This window comes from Trichocoleus sp. DQ-A1 (assembly GCF_039961955.1).
Lineage (GTDB): Bacteria > Cyanobacteriota > Cyanobacteriia > Cyanobacteriales > FACHB-T130 > FACHB-T130.
Map to the genome: position 1 here is coordinate 239,636 of NZ_JAMPKE010000004.1, position 19,947 is coordinate 259,582.

Genomic DNA, 19,947 nt, shown 5'->3' on the forward strand with positions numbered 1-19,947 from the left:
AGAATGGCTAATTGTGTACCACGTTCCTATGGTTAGGCATTAGCCATTGGTCGCGATCGCAATTGCTTCTTTCCCGCTCCCCTCAATTGTTAACAATTCAGCCGAATCAGCGGTGCGGTCATACTCGCTGTGGCAGCTGCCATAATTGCCACCGCAGCACCTGCTTGCAGGTTCAACGCTGCGCCAGACTGTACGCTTACAGCAGCAGCCGACTGCGCCGACAAAGCACCGCCGGATTGTAGCGACAACGCCGCACCAGCTTTCATAGTGGCAGCACCCCCAGACTTCAAGTCTAAAACTCCGCCTGCTTGAGCGCTTAACTTGGCTGCGGTTTGAAGTTCTATGCCAGCAGGTGCGAGTTTTATACTACTAGGGCCTGATTGCAGCAGAATTTCCATTGGTGCTGAAATACTCACTTTTTGCACTGCCTGCATCGTGATGGTGTTGGTCATGTCATTCATCAGCAACTTCTGACCGCCAGTTGTTGTGATATCCAGCTTCTTATTGAGATCGTCGATGAGGATCTTATGACCGCCTTTGGTTTTAATTTCGATCTTCTTATTTTGATCGTCTAGGCGCACATAATGACCGTCAGTCGTTTTAATTTCCACAAACTTTTCGCTGTCATTCATGTGACATTTATGAGCGCCTATTGTCTCAATGTAGACACCAGCCTTGCTAGTATCTTTATCCTCTTCCACAAACTGTAATTTATGCCCAGTACGGGTTTTAAATGTCCGCAGGCGGACTTTGCCTTCACCTGAAATTGTATTATCCACATCTTCCGGCGGTGCATCTGTACCGTTCCAGACACCGCCAATGACGTAAGGGCGATGAATATCGCCGTGTTCAAAGGCAACCAATACCTCGTCATTGACCTCCGGCAGACAGTCAAACCCGCGATTTACACCAGCTCCGGCTCCCACCACTCTTGCCCAGTTACTTTCGTGTGCCTCTGTTAAAGTGGGAAGTTTCACTCTCACTCGACCCCATTTTTTGGGGTCTTTGTTATTCGTGACAATCCCCACTAACAACGTTTGTCCTGCTTGGAGATGGGTTCGGGGAGACAGGGTTGCCAGAAGATCGTCTCCCCGCAATCCCCGCACGCTAAATTCGGTGGTGTAGAAACGTTCCTGATAAACGTGACGAGTTGTCGTGACGTAATACTTGCCGCTGTATTTGCCCATACTTGCCAAGTCCACGACCCGTCCCGGTCGAATTCGCGGATCGCCTTCAGCTTTGGCATCAGCGTAGACAAATTCCCCCGATAACTCGTTATACAAAGCTTGCGCGATCGCGTCTGATTCTTTCTGAGAAGAGACTGGCTGATCGACAACAATCATCTTGGGGGTACTGCTAAAGCTAGTGCTAGTTGCTTTGCCCTTGCCTTGTTTGGTATCGGTAATGACTTGTGTTGTTTGACTGCTTTTAGTAGATGCAATCACCTGTTTACTTTTATAATCCCAAGCTCTTACCTCAACAGAATCTACCTGTTCGGCACTTGTTACCCGAACTTGGAAACTATGTATTTCTTGTAACCACTTGAGAGCCAAAGAAGCACCCGCTACCGGCTTGCGGAAGTGCAGTTTCCCATCTTGCACAAACAACTCAAAACCGTTCCGGGCTGCCCGTTCTCGCAAGAATTCCATGTTGGTTTGATTTTCTTGGAAAATATAGCCAACGGGATCGCCAAAGCCATAAGGCCCGCCACTTTCGTCAATGGTGCCTGCTGTAATCCCCAATTCACCGATAATTTGCCGAACAATATCGGTGTCGGTCATGTTTTGGAAAGAGCGGTTGTAGCGTCCCCGATGTAGGCGATGAGAAACGTCATACCCGCGAATCACGACCGGAGCTTGAGAACCACTGGTAAAGTGGGTTTCAATTGCTGTAATCTCGCCATTCAGAATGTTGCCCTGCTGTGTATCGTCAAAATCAGCATCTTCTGTAGTGCTGGATTTAAAGCCAATCTGGACGGGTTTACCAATTGTTAATAAGTTTTCGTAGCGCCAAAGTTCATCTCCTTCGCGCCCCGGAAAGTAGTCGTTCCGGATAACTAGGGTAAACATGGCTGGAAGATGGAGGCTTTCTTCTACGGAGATTTGAAGAATATCTTCCATCAAACTCGCAGGAGCATCATCTCCATCAATTTTTATTTGAGGATAGGATATATACTTTGGCATTTGTAGGCAACACGTAAATGATTTTAGCTTCTAAATTTTAGATTTTGGATAAAATCCTGACTGGCATTTTTTTTCAAATTTTTTATTCTTTGGTATTTGAACTATAGGGGTCTTTTGCCTTGTTGCCTGACAAATCTCGAATTTTTAGGCTAGATTTTGTAATCTCAAATTAGAACTGTGAGTTTAGTTGGGTAAAAAAACTCTCTGTCAAAACTAAGATTTTTTAAAATTATCAGGCGTTTTGTTAGTCAAGCAAGGTAATCTACACGCGGATAATTTCTCAATCACCGAGAGGATATTTAAACCCATGCAGACGTTCATCCAAATTCAAAATTTAGAACGCAAGTTTCAGCTAGTTTAGAAGAAACTCTACGCCCCCGCCCATTCTCCAAAGGTCGAACTACAATTTTTTTCTAACCTTCTGGTTCAGCGCAATCCAACAAATGATGACCGTTCATGTAGCTTTTCGAGTCTTGCTGCCTCGACTTTCCCCGACGCGATTCACACTAGAAGGAGCTTCTGGAGAGCCTGGGGGGATAAGTACATCTACTTCGTGGAGGGTCAGGCTAGCTGAAGCACGCACGGGAGTCCCATCAGGTAGAAACATGGTCAGTTCGTAACTGAGTGATTGCACAAAGCAACGGAGGTATTCTTGGGCACCCCAAGTAAAGACATAGACGGGCGGGACATCTTGACCATCGGGAAACTCAACAGCTTTTTTTAGTTTGTTGATGTACCAGAGGACGCTGGTGCCTTCTTCATAGGTATCAAACAAAATTTCTGAGATAGTGAGTTTGTAAGGATCTATACTTTGGAAGCTGACTTTCGGCAGTCCTTTAGCAGTACGTGCGCCTTGAGGAGAATTGATTTGAACACTCCTGCTGAAGGAAAGCTTGGTGGGGTTGAACATGAACTCGATGGTGTCCACACCCTGTGCTGGAACCTTTGGAATAAGTTTTGCTTTGACCAAACGAGTGGTTGACATATTATTCTCCTTAATAATGGCAGTGACTTTACCAGGGCAGGCGTCCAGAATAGTTATTTCCTCGACGCTCTCGCTCTATTTCCAACCGTTGCCGGATAAAACTATAAACTTCACGAGCTAGAAGCTCTAAGTTGTCGGTGGCTTCTTCACTAGAAAAATCATCAACGGTAGATACGCTTTGATCGATTGCTCCTACTTGGCTATCAGTGTCCCCCATTAACTGTATAAGAGCTTCCATTCCAGAGGCTGATGTGCGACGCGAGGGCATGGAATAGGTCTGAATAACATTGCCCAAACTATTGTTTTGTGGGGAATTCATCAGGGGGTGGGAAACATTTGATTGGGAGCTGTTAGAGTCGGATGGTTTGGAAATTATCGGCTTTTGCGGTGCCTCCCACGTCCTCTGTTCTGAGAGAGGTTGTACAACGATTGATTCGCTTGCTTTAGGCGTATTCTCCCCTATTAATTCAGAAATACTTGACCAAGATGTTGGTATCTCTCTGGTGTTCGTAGAACTGTTTGAGGAAGGTAGAGTTTCAGGGGAAGAGGAAAAGGAAAAAGGTGCCATTTGCACTTGTTCTACACTGCTTGAAAATGCTGTAGCTTCTTGGTTATTCTGCCCTGAATCTTCTGGCATTCTCTGGATAGGAATAGGCGGCTCCGAAGCAGACGAGAAGTTTGAGGAGAGCGGTGCAAGAAAGGATTCCTCAACCTTATTGCTGCCCATGTCTGGAAATGGGGAAGCGAGAAGACTGGATTGTTGAGCTAGAGGGCTGAGAATGGATAGATTAGTCAGCACTTGAGGCAATTGAGGCAGTTCTTCGCTCTCGTCAAGCGACTCTGTTTCCACCAAAGGTTGTATAACGGTGGGTTCTGTAATTTGTGTGCTTTGAGGCACCTCTACAGGGGGATTGGCAAAGGATGTAGAAGCGATCGCGTCTTGTGCCAAGCCAGCCAAATTTTCACGTGCTGGTTCGGTTTCTAATTTCGGTTGAATGAGTGTAGCGTCTGGCGTTGTTGTACTTTCAGGTACTTGTATGGAATCGGTAAAAGCGATCGCTGCTGGTGCTAGCCCAGTCACCTTTTCACTTACTAGTTCGGTTGCTAATTTCGGTTGAATGACTGTAGCATCTGGCGTTGTTATGCTTTCAGGTACTTGTCTGGAATCAGTGGAAGCGATGCCTTGTTTTGTATCAACCGGAAAATCTTCACTTGCTGGTTCGGTTTCTAATTTCGGTTGAATGAGTGTAGCGTCTGGCGTTGTTGTACTTTCAGGTACTTGTATGGAATCGGTAAAAGCGATCGCGTTTGGTGCCAATCCAGCTAAATTTTCACTTACTGGTTCGGGTTCTAATTTCGGTTGAATGACTGTAGCGTCTGGCGTTGTTGTACTTTCAGGTACTTGTCTGGAATCGGTGGAAGCGATCGCGTCTGGTGCCAATCCAGCCAAATTTCCACTTACTGGTTCGGGTTCTAATTTCGGTTGAATGACTGTAGCGTCTGGCGTTGTTGTACTTTCAGGTACTTGTCTGGAATCGGTGGAAGCGATCGCTTTTGGTGCTAACCGAGTCAAATCTTCACTTGCCGATACGGTTTCTAATTTCGGTTGAATGACTGTATCGCCTATAATCGGCGTACTTTCGGGCGTCTGTAGAGGAGAGTCGGTTGATTCAGTAGGTGAAAGCGCCAAGTTGAACGCTTCAGGCTCTTTTACCGATGATTCTATGGGGAGTGGTAATTCAGCGATGGGTGCCAAGAATTCTGGCAACACTTCTCCCTTTGTTTGTATAGATAACTCCCCAATCGGTTGTATTAGCGTGGATTCTGTAGGCGTCGTTTCTTCGCGTACAGATTTTGGAGCGATCGCAGAGGTAGGAATCGGGGGAGACGAGCTTACCTGCGATGGAAATTCAGCCCTTAACTGTACCGCAGGCTCAAATGGTTCCAGGACATCTGACACTGGTGATGTTGAGTCAGACGGCTGTGAATTTAAGCTGGCTTGTACAAGGGTTGATATGTTAGGTGTGGTTTCAGGTGGCGCAGTAGCTGGTGTGGAAAGCGAGGGTGTGGGGGCGAAGTTGTCAGTTACTTCTGAAGAGAAATTTTCCTCCATCCTTTGTACCAGTGGGGGTTCACCTGGTTCTGTGGCTGTTGAAAGCGCTGGTGCCTTTTGAACTAGGGATTCTACCTTTGTTACAGGCGCTGTGCTATCCGAACGGTCAACTGTTATATTCTCAGAAGCGATCGCTGGCATTTCAACTGATTCCGCCTCTGTCATCCCAGAAAATGACATTGGTGACTCAATCGATTCCGTAACCTTCGATAACGTAGTTTCTGTGTGGTTTGCTGCTTTTGTTTCCGACAGAGGTTGTACAACAACTCGATCTGTAGTGACTTCTGGCACAGCCTCGGAAGTAGTCAAATTAGAGACTGCGGCTAAGTTTTCGTTTACTGCTGAAGTAAGTTCTAACTCTGTCTCTGGTGGCACCGATGCCGCTTGCGGTGCAGTTAACAGAGGCATTTGTACCTTTTGAACTTGCAGTTCAGCTTGTAACAGCGGTTGTTCTACGGTTGGTGCGATGGCGGCTGTATCTGGCTGCACAGATGAAGGCATAGTGGGTGAGGACGAATCAGCCAGAGGGTTTTTCACCGGAGTCATCTGTTCTGGCGCTGGTGCTGTAATAGATGACGTGAATTCCTCAACCGCTGGTGCCCTTTGAACTTGTGGTTCTGTATGCGAAAGGGTTTGTCCCAAAGTTGGTTGGCTATCAATGGGATCTCGCTGGCTAGCAATGGTGTCTCGTGGTGCTGATGCTACATTTGGTGCTATTTGTTCGTTAATTGCTGGTGCTTTTTGAACTTGTGGTTCTGTATCCAAAAAGGCTTGTCCTAACCTTGCTTCGGTTGCGGCTGTCTTAGTTGGCACCGATGAAGGTGTGGTTGAAGAGGGTAAACTGATCTCGTTGCTTCTTTCAGTTCCTAGTGCTGCATCTGGTTCCGTGGCAACCTCAATCGCCACTGTCCTTTGAATTATGCTGGCTGAGGGTGAACTAGCGATCGCATTGCTTCTCTCAGTTGTTGGTGTTACACCCGGTGTAGAAGCCTCAATTGCTTCTACCCTTTGAATTGTGCTGGAAGAGGGCGAACTAGCGCTCTGATTGCTTATTTTAATTCCTGCTGCTTCAAGGGGTGCCGTGAGAGCATCTATTGGCGACTGAATTGTGCTAGATGAAGGCCAACTAGCGATCTCATTGTTGATTTCAGTTCCTGGTGATTCAATAGGTGCCGTTTGTTCGTCAATTTCTGCTGCCCTTTGAATTGTGCTCGGTGAGGGTGAACTAGTGCCCTGATTGGTTATTTCAGTTCCTGGTGATTCAATGGGTGCCGTTTGTTCGTCAATTGCTGCCGCCCCTTGAATTGTGCTGGCTGAGGGCGAATTAGCGATCTCGTTGCTTATTTCAGTACCTGTTGCTTCAAGGGGTATTGTGCTGGCTGAGGGCGAATTAGCGATGGCATTGCTTCTCTCAGTTGTTGGTGTTACATCCGGTGTGGAAGCCTCAATTTCTGCTGTCCGTTGAATTGGGCTGGATGAGGACGAATTAGCGCTCTGATTGCTTATTTCAGTTGTTGGTGTTACACCCGGTGTGGAAGCCTCATCAATTGCTGCTGCCCTTTGAATTGTGCTAGGTGAGGGCGAATAAGCAATTTCATTGCTTATTTCAGTGCCTGCTGCTTCAAGGGGTGCCGTCTGTTCGTCAATTGTTGCTGCCCTTTGAATTGTGCTAGGTGAGGGCGAATTAGCGCTATCGTTACTTCTCTCAGTTGTTGGTGTTACACCCGGTGTGGAAGCCTCAATTGCTGCTGCCCTTTGAATTGTGCTAGGTGAGGGCGAATTAGCAATTTCATTGCTTATTTCAGTGCCTGCTGCTTCAAGGGGTGCCGTGAGAGCATCTATTGGTGGCTGAATTGTGTTGGGTGAGGGCGAACTAGCGCTCTCATTGCTTATTTCAGTTCTTGGTGCTGCAATGGTTGCTGGTGTTGAATCTGGTGCCGTGGAAGCCTCAATCGTTACTGCCCTTTGAATTGTGCTCGGTGAGGGCGAACTAGCGATCGCATTGCTTATTTCAGTGCCTAGTGATTCAATAGGTGTCGTTTGTTCGTCAATTGCTGGTGCCTTTTGAATTGTGCTGGAAAAGGGCGAACTAGCAATCGCATTGCTTATTTCAGTGCCTGCTGCTTCAACGAGTGCAGTGAGAGCAGCGATTGGTGGCTCAATTGTGCTGGGTGAGGGCGAACTAGCGCTATCGTTACTTCTCTCGGTTGTTGGTGTTACACCCGGTGTGGAAGCCTCAATCGCTGCTACCCTTTGAATTGTGCTGGGTGAGGGCGAACTAGCAATCGCATTGCTTATTTCAATTCCTGCTGCTTCAAGAGGTGCCGTGAGAGCAGCTATTGGTGGCTCAATTGTGCTGGGTGAGGGCGAACTAGCGATCGCATTGCTTATTTCAGTTGCTGGTGCTGCAATGGGTGTCCTGATAGGACCAATCCCTACTGCTTTAGCTGGTGGTTCGGTAGCTAAAACAGGTTGCACTAATGTTGGATCGGTTGCCCGCATAACTGGCAAAGCAGCCTCTGCCGAGATCGGTGCCGTGTCAACATCGACCGATTCACTTGATTTTGAGCCTTGGGATTCTGCAAAAAAGGGTGAATTCTTGAAAGGATTATCTGGCGGAAATTCATCCGCCACTTCCTCAGAGAAAAAACCGGAAGGATTGAAAACGGTAATCGATCTTGCTCCCAGCGGGTGCAAAAATTTAGGATTTAGTAAGCTCTGCCCTAACGGATTAGGTGGAAGCAAGGGGTTTTTGATACCAAGGGGTTCCTGGGGTATCGTTTCTCCATCGGGAAAATTGTTCCTTGGTTCTGTGCCCTCATGTTCCGCCATATTTTTGTTGTGTTAATTTCTAGGCAAAGTATCCCAAACTATCGCGTCCACCGGAAATTGAAGATCCGCCATTGCGTGACTTATCAACCTGTAAACTCTCGTATGAAAGTGTTAACTCTTCAATTGCCACTGCATTGGAATCCGCGCTTAATGAGGCTGACTTCCAGGCAACAGGAACGGCACCAATTAGTGTCCAACACTGCATTGTTTCTCCTGCTGGGTTGAATACCAAAATATTAATGTTACGACGTTCTTTTTTTGGTAAATTATTGCCTTGATTACGCCCAACATCGCTTAATATTTTACTAATCCAATCCCAAAAAACTAAATCATTAGTGATACCCCGCTTGAGGGTCACATCTGAAAATTCTGCCTGACCTAGAAAAATTCTCTGTTGATCGTTGACACCGCCTTCATAGTGTTTTTGAGCTTTGATAGTCACACCCAAGCCTTGGCACTCGGTGAAACAGGCAGTAATATTACTTTGAATTTCTACATAAAAACGATTGGCAGTAACGTAGTTTAGTTCGCGGACGCTAGTGCCATTTTTGTTCTGTCCATTATTGCGACTTGACGCAGACGACTGTGCTGGTGGCAGTGGGGCGGGCATCAGAAGTATCCTCCGTAGTTTCTACTGCGTTCCCTTTGACGACGTAAATCTTCAAGCATCAATTCATAAACGCGATCGCTCAATTGCCTCAGCAATAAAGGATCGCGCAGAACTTTAGCGGCTGTCTTTGATACCGCAGTTTGGTTATCTTTATCGTTACTGGGAACTAAACCCGGTGCTGCGTACCCAGCCGGACGAGTGCTACTCCCAATGGGTTGTAGATAAGATTGTGTCCCCAGATTAGCGATCGCGCCGGAAACCGCTTGTTGGGAAGAATACCTGTTCATAAAAAAACCAAAACTTCCTGTTATTTTAGGGCATCCGTTTTTGGCTGATTGCTAGACAAAGGTCTAAATTCAGCTAATAGCTATTCACCATTAACCTCTAGGAATCTAACCCACTCTAATCCAGCAGGTAATTATCTAAAAACTATTCTAGCGGTTGTAACGGCACCAGTCCGGCTTTGCTCAGCAATCGCTGTGCCTCAAGAGTTCTCAGCAGCTCGGCGAACTTTTGACCGGCAGGGATACGGCGGTTATCTCCAGAATAAATAACGGTTATCGGATATGCCAAGGGGTAGGTGCTATTTTTGAAAAATTCTATATTAGGATGATAACTTCCTTTATCATCACAGAGGTCTGTTGTTGGCTCTACAGGCTTCCCATTATCTTGAATTAACGCCTGGATTGCTGGTTTATTTCCGTCTTTTAAAGCTAAGGGATAAGCCGAACATTGACCGAAAACTTTGCTGATTGTGCCAAAGGCAATTCCCCCAACCTCATCATCCTCAAAATCCCGAATCACCTGTCGTAGAGTCTCGAAAGTTGACAAAGGCTTAATTTCTGGCTCGAAAGAGTTTTTAAACAAAGGAGGTGGTTGCTCGCTCTTTTGAATTAATTTTCTAAATAGAGCAATTTTTTGCTCATCTTTAAGAACTCGTTGCTCAAATATTCGTACCGCCTCAGTTTCTTTCGGAATATAGAGTTTTACAGGTAAATCAGGCCCTCCTAAAACTTGCCAATTAGTAATTTCGCCAGTGTAAAGCTGACGCAATTGCTCAAAAGTAATTTGACCCTTGAGAGACTGAGGAAGGCTTTTCTCTCGTTTGGCGTAGCTGAAGGCAACAAACACGACCAGCCCATCGTAGGCAACTGGTTTATACTTCAATTCGCTGGTCAAATCACTCACCAAGCTAGAAATCGCAAAGTCTACTTGCTGCGAACTGACTTTCGCGATCGCGTCCTCTCCGGAAGGCTCAGCTTGATAATTCAACTCTAATTTTGGCTGACGTTCTCTGAGCTTGTCTTCTAAAGTTTTATTCTTTGAGATGAGATTGGACTGGCGCAGGATATAGCTCCATGTTCCGTCTTTTTCTGCTGTGTAAGTAAACTTACCCGCAGGAATACCAGGGATTTCCTTGATGCAACAAACCAGAAAATCATCATCGGCGGCACGATTACCCGCTTGGGACTTCGGAATCAAAAACCAGATGAGTATTCCCAACAAAGTCACTCCCAAAGCACCCAACAGCAGCCAGGGAAGACGGCGCAGCTTGGTTTTTTGCTCTTCTAGCGGCACTGTGTCTACAACTACTAGATCGACTGGTTTCTCTGGCGGCAACTTCAACAGTGCTTGTCGTGCTTCCTCAGCACTCTCAAAACTGACATCTAGCCCTAAAAGGCGAAAAATGAACATTTTGAGGTGAGGTTCCACTACAGGCCATTGCTGCTCATCTTTGGGGTCAAGCAGCTGACCGGAAACGGGGTCAGTAGAGCGTCCTACTAACATGTAAAAAGCCACGTATCCCAAAGCGATTAAGTCTTGGGTAACTGTAGGGATAACGGTTTGGGCAGTTGGCAGGTCGAACAGACGTTCCCAAAGCGCCAAATCGCATACATGGATAAAAAATTTCTGGTCGTCTGTCACCATCAGCAGACTATCCAAACTAATATTGCCGTGAGCGATTCCCTGCTGCACCTGACCGGAGGGCAGACTAAACTTTTGACCGTGGAGAAACTCCAGGGTTTGCAGGACTTGGTTGAGAACTTGGCGCACTTGCCGACTGGTCATCGCACCATTGGCGGCAAGGCAGGCGTTTAGAGTTGGATGCGTATCTAAATTGCTCGTGGTAACAAGATAGCAGCGTTCCGCAATCGGGTCAGAAATGGCGTCCCAAGGGTGACGCAAGCGAACATCTTGGACTCTTCCATCTGCTAGAGTCAAACCGGCTGCTAACTCGAAGGTTTGCTGACGCAGGCGGATTTCTTCCTCGTTGAAACAACGGTCGGGAAGCAGGTACTCTTTAATCACAACTGGCTGCTGATCGGCAACCTGAATTCCCTTGTACAGTCGCCCCATTCCCCGGCGTCCCAATAAGCCTTCGATCCGATATCTTCCCCGACGCCCCCGGATCTCACTTTTCTGGGCTAAGGTAGCTGGGAAACTACATTCTGAGCAATATTTGGCGGTTGGATCTTGCTGAACTGTTTGTAGCGGTAAGGTACAGCTTAAGGCTTCACTATACTTGCAACGGTACTGTCTGTAGAGGTGGTCAACTCCCTGAACCTGCGGGGTAAATTGAGGCGGCGGTACTTCTGTTAGGTCTGATGGAGTCGTTGGTTCTTCTAGCGTTAGCGGATCGAGTTCGGTTTTGATTTCGTCAACGACAGGCGCAATCCATTGGTATTGACTCAACCAACCGTATTGGTGGAGTCTGAAATGGGGGGGGTTCCGCCTTAGATACTCCCTCAGAACAATTTTGGGAATGTTTGTCAGTGCCACCGAAAATTCTCCGGATAAGCGATAGGTGGATGGTAAGTTAACATTGATTTAACGTACTGGGAATATAAACTGATGGCAAAAGAGGAAGTAATAAAACTTTTTAGAGCTGTTCAAACTGACTCTGCCTTACGGGAAAAGCTCAACTCTGCACCCGACTTGGAAACCTTAGTCAAAATGGCTGAAGAATGTGGTTATCACTTTACAGTTGAAGAATGGAAAGATACAACCGGATTTAAGGTAGAAGAGTTGGAAGGGGAATTGTCAGAAATCCCTGGTTTATAAGTTTAATCAGCTGTAAAGAATAATTAGCGCGATAGCGTACAGCCCTTTGGGCATGAAAACAGCGAAGCGAGGCGTTAGCCTAGCGCCGACCTGTCTGTTCGCCTTCTTATTTCACACCCAGCCTTTCACTTCAGCATCGGTGAGAGGTCTTTCCAGTTTGACATATTCGCTTTTTGCTGCTTGCAAAATGTGTTGCATCCCGACCGGCTCATTAGCGTCTGCGGCAATAAAGGCTGCATTTAAGGCAATATTGCGAATGTTTCCCCCGGCGACGTTTAGCCGTGCCAGCTTCACAGGATCTAGCCCTTCAGTCGGTGTTTTTCTGGGGAAGATGCGCTGCCAAATCTCGGCTCTTTGGGTGGCATCAGGGAAGGGAAACTGAACGATAAAACGAATCCGGCGCAGAAATGCCTGATCGAGAGAACCTTTTAAATTAGTCGTCAAAATCGCTAAGCCTCGGTAAGCTTCCATGCGTTGTAGCAGGTAGGCAACTTCAATATTGGCATGACGGTCGTGGCTGTCTTTCACTTCAGAACGCTTGCCAAACAGGGCGTCAGCTTCGTCAAAAAGCAGAATTGCTCCCCCAGCTTCTGCGGCATCAAATACGCGCCGCAGGTTCTTTTCTGTCTCCCCGATATACTTACTGATGACGGAACTCAGGTCGATGCGATAAAGGTCTAGCTGCAATTCGCCAGCCAGTACATCTGCTGCCATTGTTTTGCCAGTACCGCTGCCTCCGGCAAATAAGGCGCTGATGCCCAAGCCGCGTCCGCTGCCGCCAAATCCCCAGTTTTCGTATACTTTGGCACGTTGCCGAACGTGAGCGGCAATGTCGCGCAACACCTGTCGCTGTGCCTCTGGCAATACCAGCTCATCCCAACTGGCTCCTGGGATAATGGGTTGAGCCAGGTCGTTGAGTCTCTGGCGAGCTTGTGAACGGCAGGTATCCCACAAGAGGGTGCTGAGCGTTTCTTGAGGACTGAGGGGTGAGGACTGAGGGATGAGGACTGAGGACTGAGGACTGAGTGAACAGAGAGATTCTTGATTATCTCCTCTACCTTTTGCCTCAGTACAAACAGCGTAAATAGAAGGGGCGCTAAGGCTGAAATGGGATACCAGCGTATCTAGATGTCCGTTCAAGCTTTCTGCTGCTTCACCCAAAGCATCTTGCCAGATAGCCCGTTGTTCGGGGGCAGTTGGCTTGCTAACATCAATCGTAATTGAGGGACGCTGCCGCGATCGCCTTCTTTCGGGACTAGTGACGATTATCGGGCTGGTGACTCCTTCTATCAACGTGGCGATAACATTTTCTCGCGCTGGATCGCTTGTCTCGACATCGTCACAGTCGAGTAACAGGACACTCTCACTTAAAATGGCTTCCCGATTCCATAGCCGCAGGATACTGTTAAAGTCGCTGGGACTGGTGGGAATTGCTTGGGCGGACATCGCATATAAGTTGAGCTGTAAAAGAGCGCAAGTTGCAGATGCGATCGCTCGTTTGCTGGCAGTCTCATCTCCACATAGCTGCACAACAGGTAACGCCGAACCTTGTTGCGATGCCTGCAACCACGTCCCTGCCAGTTGTTCTGCAACTTGTCGGTGCGATGGCACCAAACTTTGAACCGAGCGGTGCAATGGCTCGATAATGCCTATGAGCCGTTCATCTAGATGTTGCACGCCAGCGATGTAGTGCAATATTCGCTCGTCAATTCGCAAGGGACTGGAGGTGAGTGTAGTGCCTGTCCCAACTTCAATCAGTTGCCAGCGACGCAAAGATGCCGTGGGGGTTAGTGCATCCCAGTGGGAGGCAGGTAGAATCGCCAGCGCTAAGCTCATTGTCGGATATGCCTGCCGCTCGTTGCCTTGAGCGATCGCGCATAAAGAAGGAAAACTGGGGTCAAGTTCCATCCCCACGCACAACAGCAGGATATCCCGCTCAAAATCTGACAAACCGAAGGTTTTGCACAGTTGTTCTAGTGTTGCTGGAGGCGAAAGGTTCGAGGTCAGACGAGGAAAATCTTCTTCCTGGCCTTTTTCCTCTCCTTGCATCTTTGCAGCTTGGCGTTCTAACGCCTGACGCACGCGAGCAACTTCTCCCATGAAGTAGCGCTGATTAGCTGCTTGCCAGCGATCGCTAGTCGTGGTCATCATACAATCGTTACCTTTGGGTCAATATACTGCTGGAAGGTCGGGCTGTCTTTGTCCGTATCTACGCTCAACATACTTTCCGCTCCATCTACGTGTACCCGCACCAAATACTCTCCTGGCTTCACATCCCGAACCGGAATGATTACCGAGGTTGTATCGGCTCGACGCGGTAAAGCATCAAACAGATAAGCGCCTGGGTTATCGATTGACCGTTCGTTCAGCGCCACCACAACTCGCTGCTTGTTGCCAATCGTAAGATTTACTTGCAGCGTCAGGTTCGCCGAGCGCAGTTCATCTCCACTTCCCTGAATGTCGGTAATACTTACTTCTGTAATCGTTGGACGCAATACAAACGGTGCCACATTCGACTCAACACTGCGTTGGAGAGCAGGCTGGAGGCTTAACGCAGGGGTCGAGTTGCCTCTGGATGTTGCGCCGTTAGATTCGACTCCCCCGTTTGCTACAGGGGCGCTGGGGCTTGAGAGGTGATGAATCACCTGTAGACTTTGTACGCCTGCGCGGAGCGACTCGGCAGAGAAGGCACTTAGGGGCAATGTGACCTGGGTTTCGTGAACTTCTGAGGGCGTCGCTTCCACCTCACCAAGACGAACCCGCGTGATGTTGCTATTCAAATTTTTACCCCGAATCAGCAACGTACTGTCTGCCAAGATTGCCTGAAACCTGCCTGCTTGAGACACTACCTCCTGAATCACCGGCTGATTGGAAAACGGTACCACACCGCTGAACCTGTACTCGCGCACGGGTAAAGCTTTCTGGGCTGCTTCTTCCCCTTCTATCATGACTACGGTCGCTCGGTAAGCCACTGATAGGGTGTATGGGGTTTGGAAGAATACCGACCAAACTTTAGATAAATCTTCTAAAGATAAATCCATTGGCACGAAGCTAATTTCTTCGAGCTGTTCGGAGAGGTTAGAGTCCGCTAAGTAAGTAAAGTTAGAATCAGCGATCGTGTCCCAAATCATTTCCTGGGTTAGAGTTGAGCGATCTTTAAGGGTACGAACGACGCTGCCTAAAAGTCGTTGCGGTTCTAACTCAACCTCATTGCCATAGAGACTGATCATGTAATGCAGATCGAGAGCATTGTGCGATCGCTTTGCCATTTCGCCCTTACGATTGCGATTCCGCACATCTGCACTGCTGCGCCACACGGGATTGAGACTCACTTGATACAGGTAGATGTTCACTCCCGTCTCTGGGGTGCCACTCCCTAAGTTACTGGGTCGCACCGTTGTCACTCTTGCGCCATCCAGGTCTATTTGTACAACAGCTTGCAAAGTTCTTTGCAAAGCAGCAGTGACAGTAGCGATCGCTAAATAATTGCTCATAAAAAAAATTCAGCAATCAGCTTCGCAAAAAGCTGATTTATTCGTTTTCACAGTTTAGCTTGACAAAGGTTTCTTTTGATAATGACCAGATTCTGACCATTAAGCACTAACTAATCCCAGTTTTAAGGCTTTTACAATTGCTTGCGTGCGGCTGGTGACACTGAGTTTTTCAAAAATTGCTGTTAAGTGAGCTTTAACTGTAGCGACTGTGATGTAAAGGCGGCGGGCAATTTCTTCATTAGAAGATCCTTCAACGAGCCAGTGTAAGACTTCTCGCTCTCGTTCGGTTAAGTGAATGCTCCGACCGGAAAGATGCGATCGCCCTGCATAAAATTGAAACAATCGAAAGAAGCAAGCTGCAACTTCTGGCGATAAATACACTTCATTTTTCATGACGGTGTTAATTGCTTCGCACAGTTGAGTTGCCACCCGGTCTTTAAACACGTACCCGCTAGCACCCGCCTGCATCGCCCGAAACACCCATTCGTCTTCCCGGTGTCCTGAGAGAACTAACACTTTCCCCTTATAGGACATTTCTCCCAAACCAATCAAGGCGGTAATTCCATCTCCAGGGGGCAATTCCATATCCAGCAAAATCATCGCTGGCTTTTGCTCAGCGGTTAATTTTAACGCTTGCTCTACAGAAGCCGCCTCTCCAACAATCTCAAATCGAAAAGAGCCGTTATTACTCAAGAAGTCAAGTAGAGTCCGTATCCCCGCTCGGAAGCGTGGTTCATCATCCACGAGTAAAATCGAAATTGGCGCTGGTGCGGACATTTTAGAGAACCTCAAGGCGACTGTTCGTTTTAGAGGGTGAGTAACTCATTTATCATTCCCACTGACTCACTGAAAATTGCTATCGAGGTAGGGTGAAGGAAAACTGTGCCCCACCAGAAGGCAAGTTTTCTACCCAAATGGTTCCTCGATGGTCGAGGATAATTTTTTTTGCGATCGCCAAACCCAAACCAGTACCGCCTGGACGCTTAGAATAAAAAGGTGTGAATACTTGTTTCAAGTCTTCTTCAGAAAGCCCGGAACCGCAATCGGAAACTTCAACGATTACTTCAGATTGAAAGACTTGCCAATTACAAGTAATCATTCCCCCAGGGGGGCTAAAATGAACTGCATTACTCAACAGGTTGTCAAATACCTGTTTCATCTGCCATCGATCCCCTGCCAGCGTGACCGGCTTCTGCGGATAGCGGATATGCAGTTGTTTTTCTTCTAACCAAGGTTGCAGACCTTGGATACTTTCAGCCAATGTTTTCCGCAGCTCATAAGGTGCTACCTGTAGTTTTGCCTGCTGTCCGCAATAAACCAAATCCGTTAAGTTTTCAATTAACTCATTCACGGTTTCGCGAACAATCCCAGCCTGCTCTTGCAAGCAGCCAGATGGCAACCCTAAACATAAATTTTCGGCGTAAAGACTAATCAGTGCCAAGGGATTTCGCAGTTGATGTTCTGTACGACCTAGCACTTGCTCAAGTAATTGAATCTCAGCTTTTTGACGGGAACACTCGCGAGACATCACCAGGTAGTGACTCAGCAATTGAGCCTGTTTTTCTACGCCTTGTTGTTGCAGCGAAGAAAGGGGATTTTTACTCCATAACAGCAAATACCCAACTTCTTTGGCTTTCTGCTCGCTGAGAGGGCAAACATAAGTGTTGTAGCTACAAGCGGCGTCAGCAGATGCACTTTTAGCACGCTTGGTTATTTCGCTCAACTTCAGCGTAGGTAGGGAATCTTCCCACCCCACCTCAGCAAAAAATTTGGGCAACTCTGCGTAATTTCCTTGGCGCTCGTCTGAATAATAGGCTACTAATTGACGCTTTTGGGTATCTAAATCTTGGTAAACAATCCAGGCGGCTACAACAGGTAGTTGTGCGCCTATTTGTTCGAGATGGAGCTTGCAAATACTCCTAAGATCGGGAGGGTACGGTGTACCTAGCGAACCGAGTGTGGAGGAAGGTGGATGCACCTGTACAGCAAACCGTTTTATTCCAACCTTCATCTGTAACTCCCCGCCATACAGGATATTTCAGTAACGTTGAATCGGATGTAAGCACCACTGAATTTTCATTTTGCGGAGCTTGTCATCTTCCGCAAGAAATAAATGACAAATCTAGCTTAGTCGGGGATTTCAGTCTTCATCCGTATTTACACACATTTTTTAAAGTTTCGACCAAAGTCTAATAAACACTCTGGGGTTGTCTTCCTAATCTAGACCTATACAGCCTAAACACCCAGTCTTATGATCCCTGCTGCTGCCCAGACTTTGGCAGAAATCCTGGCTGAAGGGACTTCCCTGCTCAGTACAGAGCAAATTGATTTCAACCACCCTAGTATGCGGCAGGATGTAAGACCAGCACTGAACCTGTTCTGCTACAACATCGGGGAAAACAGTCAGGTAGACCACAGGATTAACCAGGAAAAACCGCATCCACCCACTTTTGGGAAGTATTCCCCATTATGGTTTGACATTTCCTTCCTAGTCAGTGCCTGGGATCGTACCGTCCTGGGAGAACAGCGTCTGCTGTCAGAAGCCTTGATGCTGTTGTTACGTTACCGCTGGCTACCAGAAGAGCTGCTAGCGCCTTCACTACGGGGTTATGGCAACTTGTCAATGACCATTTCTGCCGTTGGGCTTATTGATGCCGTCGCTCTATGGCGTGCGCTGGGGGTTCCATTACGTCCAGCTTTATATGTAACCGTGACAGTTCCCTTTAACCAGCTAGGACAAGGAGAACCAATCACACCTATAGAAGTAGTAGGGAATGGGGTAGTAGGTAGTAGGTCGTAACAATTACCTACTACTCTAGGGGCGATCTAGCAGGTCGCCCCTACCAATTACCGATTACCAATTACCGATTACCCACCACTAATCAAGGAAGACTACGCTATGCCAATGGATTATTTTGCTCCTGGTGTCTACGTCGAAGAAGTAGACCGTGGTAGTCGCCCGATTGAAGGCGTAAGCATGAGTGTTGCTGGGTTTGTTGGCTTTACCGAGGATGTACGCGGTGATGCCGAACTGTTCAAACCCATGATGATTACCAACTGGAGCCAATACCTAGAGTATTTTGCCAAACAAGGCTCCGATGGTTACACAGACTTCAACGCCTACCTCCCTTTTGCCGTCAATGGCTGGTTTATGAACGGCGGTGGACGCTGTTGGGTGACTAGCATTGGTACCAAACTCCCCGGTTCGGAACCACCAGCACCGGAGGAAACAGCCACAAAGCTCAGAACCTCTGGAAATCGTCCCTCTTTGATGTTTGCGATTAAGGCATCCGAAGGCGAAGAGGATGGTAGCTCAGCTCTTGCCTTACCCGGTGGACGAGTCAATGTTTCGATCCTTCCCGATGAACCCAAAGCTCCTGAAGATCCAGAGGCAGAACCCCCACTCAACACGGGTGAATACTTTAAAGTCATCGTTAGTCGCGGTGGAGAGAAACTCGAAGAGTACAGCCACCTGACCATGAACCCGGACGTCGAGGCGCAAGTGGGTACCTATGTCATCACTGCGATTAATGAGGGGATTGGCGACCACGAGGCATCTCAATTTTTGTCCGTCACCGATATGTCCACCAGCGGACAACCCCTGTCTCGACGACCTGTCAACGGCACCTATGAAGTCAGCCCTCCACCCGTCATTTCTAGCCCAGAACGCTTTCCACGGGATGTAAATGGGGTGCGCGATGACCGCACGGGCGTCCAAGGGATTTTTGAAATTGACGAAGTTTCGATGATTGCTTGCCCCGACCTAATGCTGGCATACCAACGTGGCCTGCTGGATTTGGATCAGGTTCACGGCATCATGGAAATGATGGTTAGCATGTGCGAAAACAACGCACCCAGCCCCAACTATCGCATGGTGGTTCTCGACCCACCACCTTGCAAGGGAGGCGGCGAGCCTGTACCCCCTGAGCAACAAAAGCCTCAGCACGTAGCTCAGTGGTTAAGTAACTTCAATCGTCGTTCCATGTTTGGGGCGTTGTACTATCCCTGGATTAAAGTAGCGAACCCACGCAATGCCGGACGACCGATTTTGGTTCCCCCCTGCGGTCACATGATGGGGATTTGGTGCCGCACCGATGAGACCCGTGGCGTTTTTAAAGCACCCGCCAACGAAGTTCCTCGCGGTGTCTTGGGTCTAGCCTACGAAACTAACTTCCGCGAACAGGAACTGTTGAACCCGGTGGGGATTAACTGTATCCGCAACTTTGCTAACTACAACCGAGGTTTCCAAGTTTGGGGCGCACGGACTCTGGTAGAACCGGCTAATGTCCAGTGGCGCTATATCAGCGTCCGCCGCCTGATTAGCTACATTGAGCGCTCGATTGAAATCGGTACCCAGTGGGTTGTGTTCGAGCCTAACGATCAAGATTTGTGGGCGCGAGTTACTCGCACGGTCAGCAATTTCCTCGAACGACTGTGGCGTGCAGGGGCGTTATTCGGTGGTTCGCCTGGTGAATCCTTCTACGTGAAGTGCGATGCCAGTATCAACACCCATGAAACGGTAATGCTGGGTCGTTTGTATGTCGAAATTGGAGTTTGCCCAGTCCGACCAGCGGAATTTGTGATCTTCCGCATCAGTCAGTGGTCTCCTAACCAGTAGGTTAAAACTCTCAGATATCAGCTCTTGATCAAGAGCTGATATCTGAGCT

At 47.9% G+C, this 19,947-nt stretch carries 13 protein-coding genes; 3 read left to right on the top strand and 10 right to left on the bottom strand.

Annotated features, from left to right (window positions below; translation table 11 throughout):
* Positions 1-89: 89 nt before the first annotated feature.
* The 6 genes from NDI33_RS06715 to NDI33_RS06740 form a co-directional block, all read right to left on the bottom strand.
* Positions 90-2,183, bottom strand: coding sequence for a VgrG-related protein (locus tag NDI33_RS06715; RefSeq protein ID WP_190677826.1), 2,094 nt, complete (start codon positions 2,181-2,183; stop codon positions 90-92).
* A gap of 454 nt (positions 2,184-2,637) precedes the next feature.
* On the bottom strand, positions 2,638-3,168 hold the full coding sequence (locus NDI33_RS06720; protein WP_190436962.1) for a hypothetical protein: 531 nt from the start codon (positions 3,166-3,168) through the stop codon (positions 2,638-2,640).
* Positions 3,169-3,196: 28 nt separating this feature from the next.
* Positions 3,197-8,113, bottom strand: a complete 4,917-nt coding sequence (locus NDI33_RS06725; RefSeq protein WP_190677828.1) for a hypothetical protein — start codon at positions 8,111-8,113, stop codon at positions 3,197-3,199.
* A gap of 19 nt (positions 8,114-8,132) precedes the next feature.
* Positions 8,133-8,723 (bottom strand): phage tail protein, encoded by a 591-nt coding sequence (locus NDI33_RS06730; RefSeq protein ID WP_190412619.1) that lies wholly within the window; start codon positions 8,721-8,723, stop codon positions 8,133-8,135.
* A complete protein-coding gene (locus NDI33_RS06735) occupies positions 8,723-9,010 on the bottom strand; it encodes a hypothetical protein (protein ID WP_199299674.1) in 288 nt (95 codons plus the stop codon). The genes NDI33_RS06730 and NDI33_RS06735 overlap by 1 nt, the downstream gene beginning before the upstream one ends.
* Positions 9,011-9,152: 142 nt before the next feature.
* Positions 9,153-11,504, bottom strand: coding sequence for a substrate-binding domain-containing protein (locus NDI33_RS06740; protein WP_190677830.1), 2,352 nt, complete (start codon positions 11,502-11,504; stop codon positions 9,153-9,155).
* 72 nt (positions 11,505-11,576) lie between these two features.
* Between NDI33_RS06740 and NDI33_RS06745 the strand changes: the two genes are divergently transcribed.
* Positions 11,577-11,786: a Nif11-like leader peptide family natural product precursor gene (locus NDI33_RS06745; RefSeq protein ID WP_190528434.1), complete on the top strand. Its 210-nt coding sequence runs from the start codon at positions 11,577-11,579 to the stop codon at positions 11,784-11,786.
* 111 nt (positions 11,787-11,897) lie between these two features.
* Here NDI33_RS06745 and NDI33_RS06750 read toward each other — a convergent pair whose 3' ends face one another.
* From NDI33_RS06750 to NDI33_RS06765, 4 genes are all read right to left on the bottom strand, one after another.
* Positions 11,898-13,937 (bottom strand): ATP-binding protein, encoded by a 2,040-nt coding sequence (locus tag NDI33_RS06750; RefSeq protein ID WP_190677832.1) that lies wholly within the window; start codon positions 13,935-13,937, stop codon positions 11,898-11,900.
* Positions 13,934-15,280: a DUF4255 domain-containing protein gene (locus NDI33_RS06755; protein WP_190666987.1), complete on the bottom strand. Its 1,347-nt coding sequence runs from the start codon at positions 15,278-15,280 to the stop codon at positions 13,934-13,936. The genes NDI33_RS06750 and NDI33_RS06755 overlap by 4 nt, the downstream gene beginning before the upstream one ends.
* Positions 15,281-15,379: 99 nt before the next feature.
* Positions 15,380-16,057: a response regulator transcription factor gene (locus NDI33_RS06760; RefSeq protein ID WP_190412614.1), complete on the bottom strand. Its 678-nt coding sequence runs from the start codon at positions 16,055-16,057 to the stop codon at positions 15,380-15,382.
* 79 nt (positions 16,058-16,136) lie between these two features.
* A complete protein-coding gene (locus NDI33_RS06765) occupies positions 16,137-17,291 on the bottom strand; it encodes a HAMP domain-containing sensor histidine kinase (protein WP_190677834.1) in 1,155 nt (384 codons plus the stop codon).
* A gap of 240 nt (positions 17,292-17,531) precedes the next feature.
* Between NDI33_RS06765 and NDI33_RS06770 the strand changes: the two genes are divergently transcribed.
* Both NDI33_RS06770 and NDI33_RS06775 read left to right on the top strand, forming a co-directional pair.
* Positions 17,532-18,080, top strand: coding sequence for a Pvc16 family protein (locus tag NDI33_RS06770; RefSeq protein WP_190412612.1), 549 nt, complete (start codon positions 17,532-17,534; stop codon positions 18,078-18,080).
* Between the two features lie 99 nt (positions 18,081-18,179).
* Positions 18,180-19,898 carry a phage tail sheath C-terminal domain-containing protein gene (locus NDI33_RS06775; protein ID WP_190427787.1) on the top strand — a complete coding sequence of 573 codons (1,719 nt, stop codon included), beginning with the start codon at positions 18,180-18,182 and terminating at the stop codon, positions 19,896-19,898.
* Positions 19,899-19,947: the final 49 nt, after the last annotated feature.

What these genes read in the sequence shown, in the direction of transcription:
- NDI33_RS06715 (WP_190677826.1), bottom strand. Translation starts at nt 2,183, where the DNA reads ATGCCAAAGTATATATCCTATCCTCAAATAAAAATTGATGGAGATGAT.
- NDI33_RS06720 (WP_190436962.1), bottom strand. Translation starts at nt 3,168, where the DNA reads ATGTCAACCACTCGTTTGGTCAAAGCAAAACTTATTCCAAAGGTTCCA.
- NDI33_RS06725 (WP_190677828.1), bottom strand. Translation starts at nt 8,113, where the DNA reads ATGGCGGAACATGAGGGCACAGAACCAAGGAACAATTTTCCCGATGGA.
- NDI33_RS06730 (WP_190412619.1), bottom strand. Translation starts at nt 8,723, where the DNA reads ATGCCCGCCCCACTGCCACCAGCACAGTCGTCTGCGTCAAGTCGCAAT.
- NDI33_RS06735 (WP_199299674.1), bottom strand. Translation starts at nt 9,010, where the DNA reads ATGAACAGGTATTCTTCCCAACAAGCGGTTTCCGGCGCGATCGCTAAT.
- NDI33_RS06745 (WP_190528434.1), top strand. Translation starts at nt 11,577, where the DNA reads ATGGCAAAAGAGGAAGTAATAAAACTTTTTAGAGCTGTTCAAACTGAC.
- NDI33_RS06750 (WP_190677832.1), bottom strand. Translation starts at nt 13,937, where the DNA reads ATGATGACCACGACTAGCGATCGCTGGCAAGCAGCTAATCAGCGCTAC.
- NDI33_RS06755 (WP_190666987.1), bottom strand. Translation starts at nt 15,280, where the DNA reads ATGAGCAATTATTTAGCGATCGCTACTGTCACTGCTGCTTTGCAAAGA.
- NDI33_RS06760 (WP_190412614.1), bottom strand. Translation starts at nt 16,057, where the DNA reads ATGTCCGCACCAGCGCCAATTTCGATTTTACTCGTGGATGATGAACCA.
- NDI33_RS06765 (WP_190677834.1), bottom strand. Translation starts at nt 17,291, where the DNA reads ATGAAGGTTGGAATAAAACGGTTTGCTGTACAGGTGCATCCACCTTCC.
- NDI33_RS06770 (WP_190412612.1), top strand. Translation starts at nt 17,532, where the DNA reads ATGATCCCTGCTGCTGCCCAGACTTTGGCAGAAATCCTGGCTGAAGGG.
- NDI33_RS06775 (WP_190427787.1), top strand. Translation starts at nt 18,180, where the DNA reads ATGCCAATGGATTATTTTGCTCCTGGTGTCTACGTCGAAGAAGTAGAC.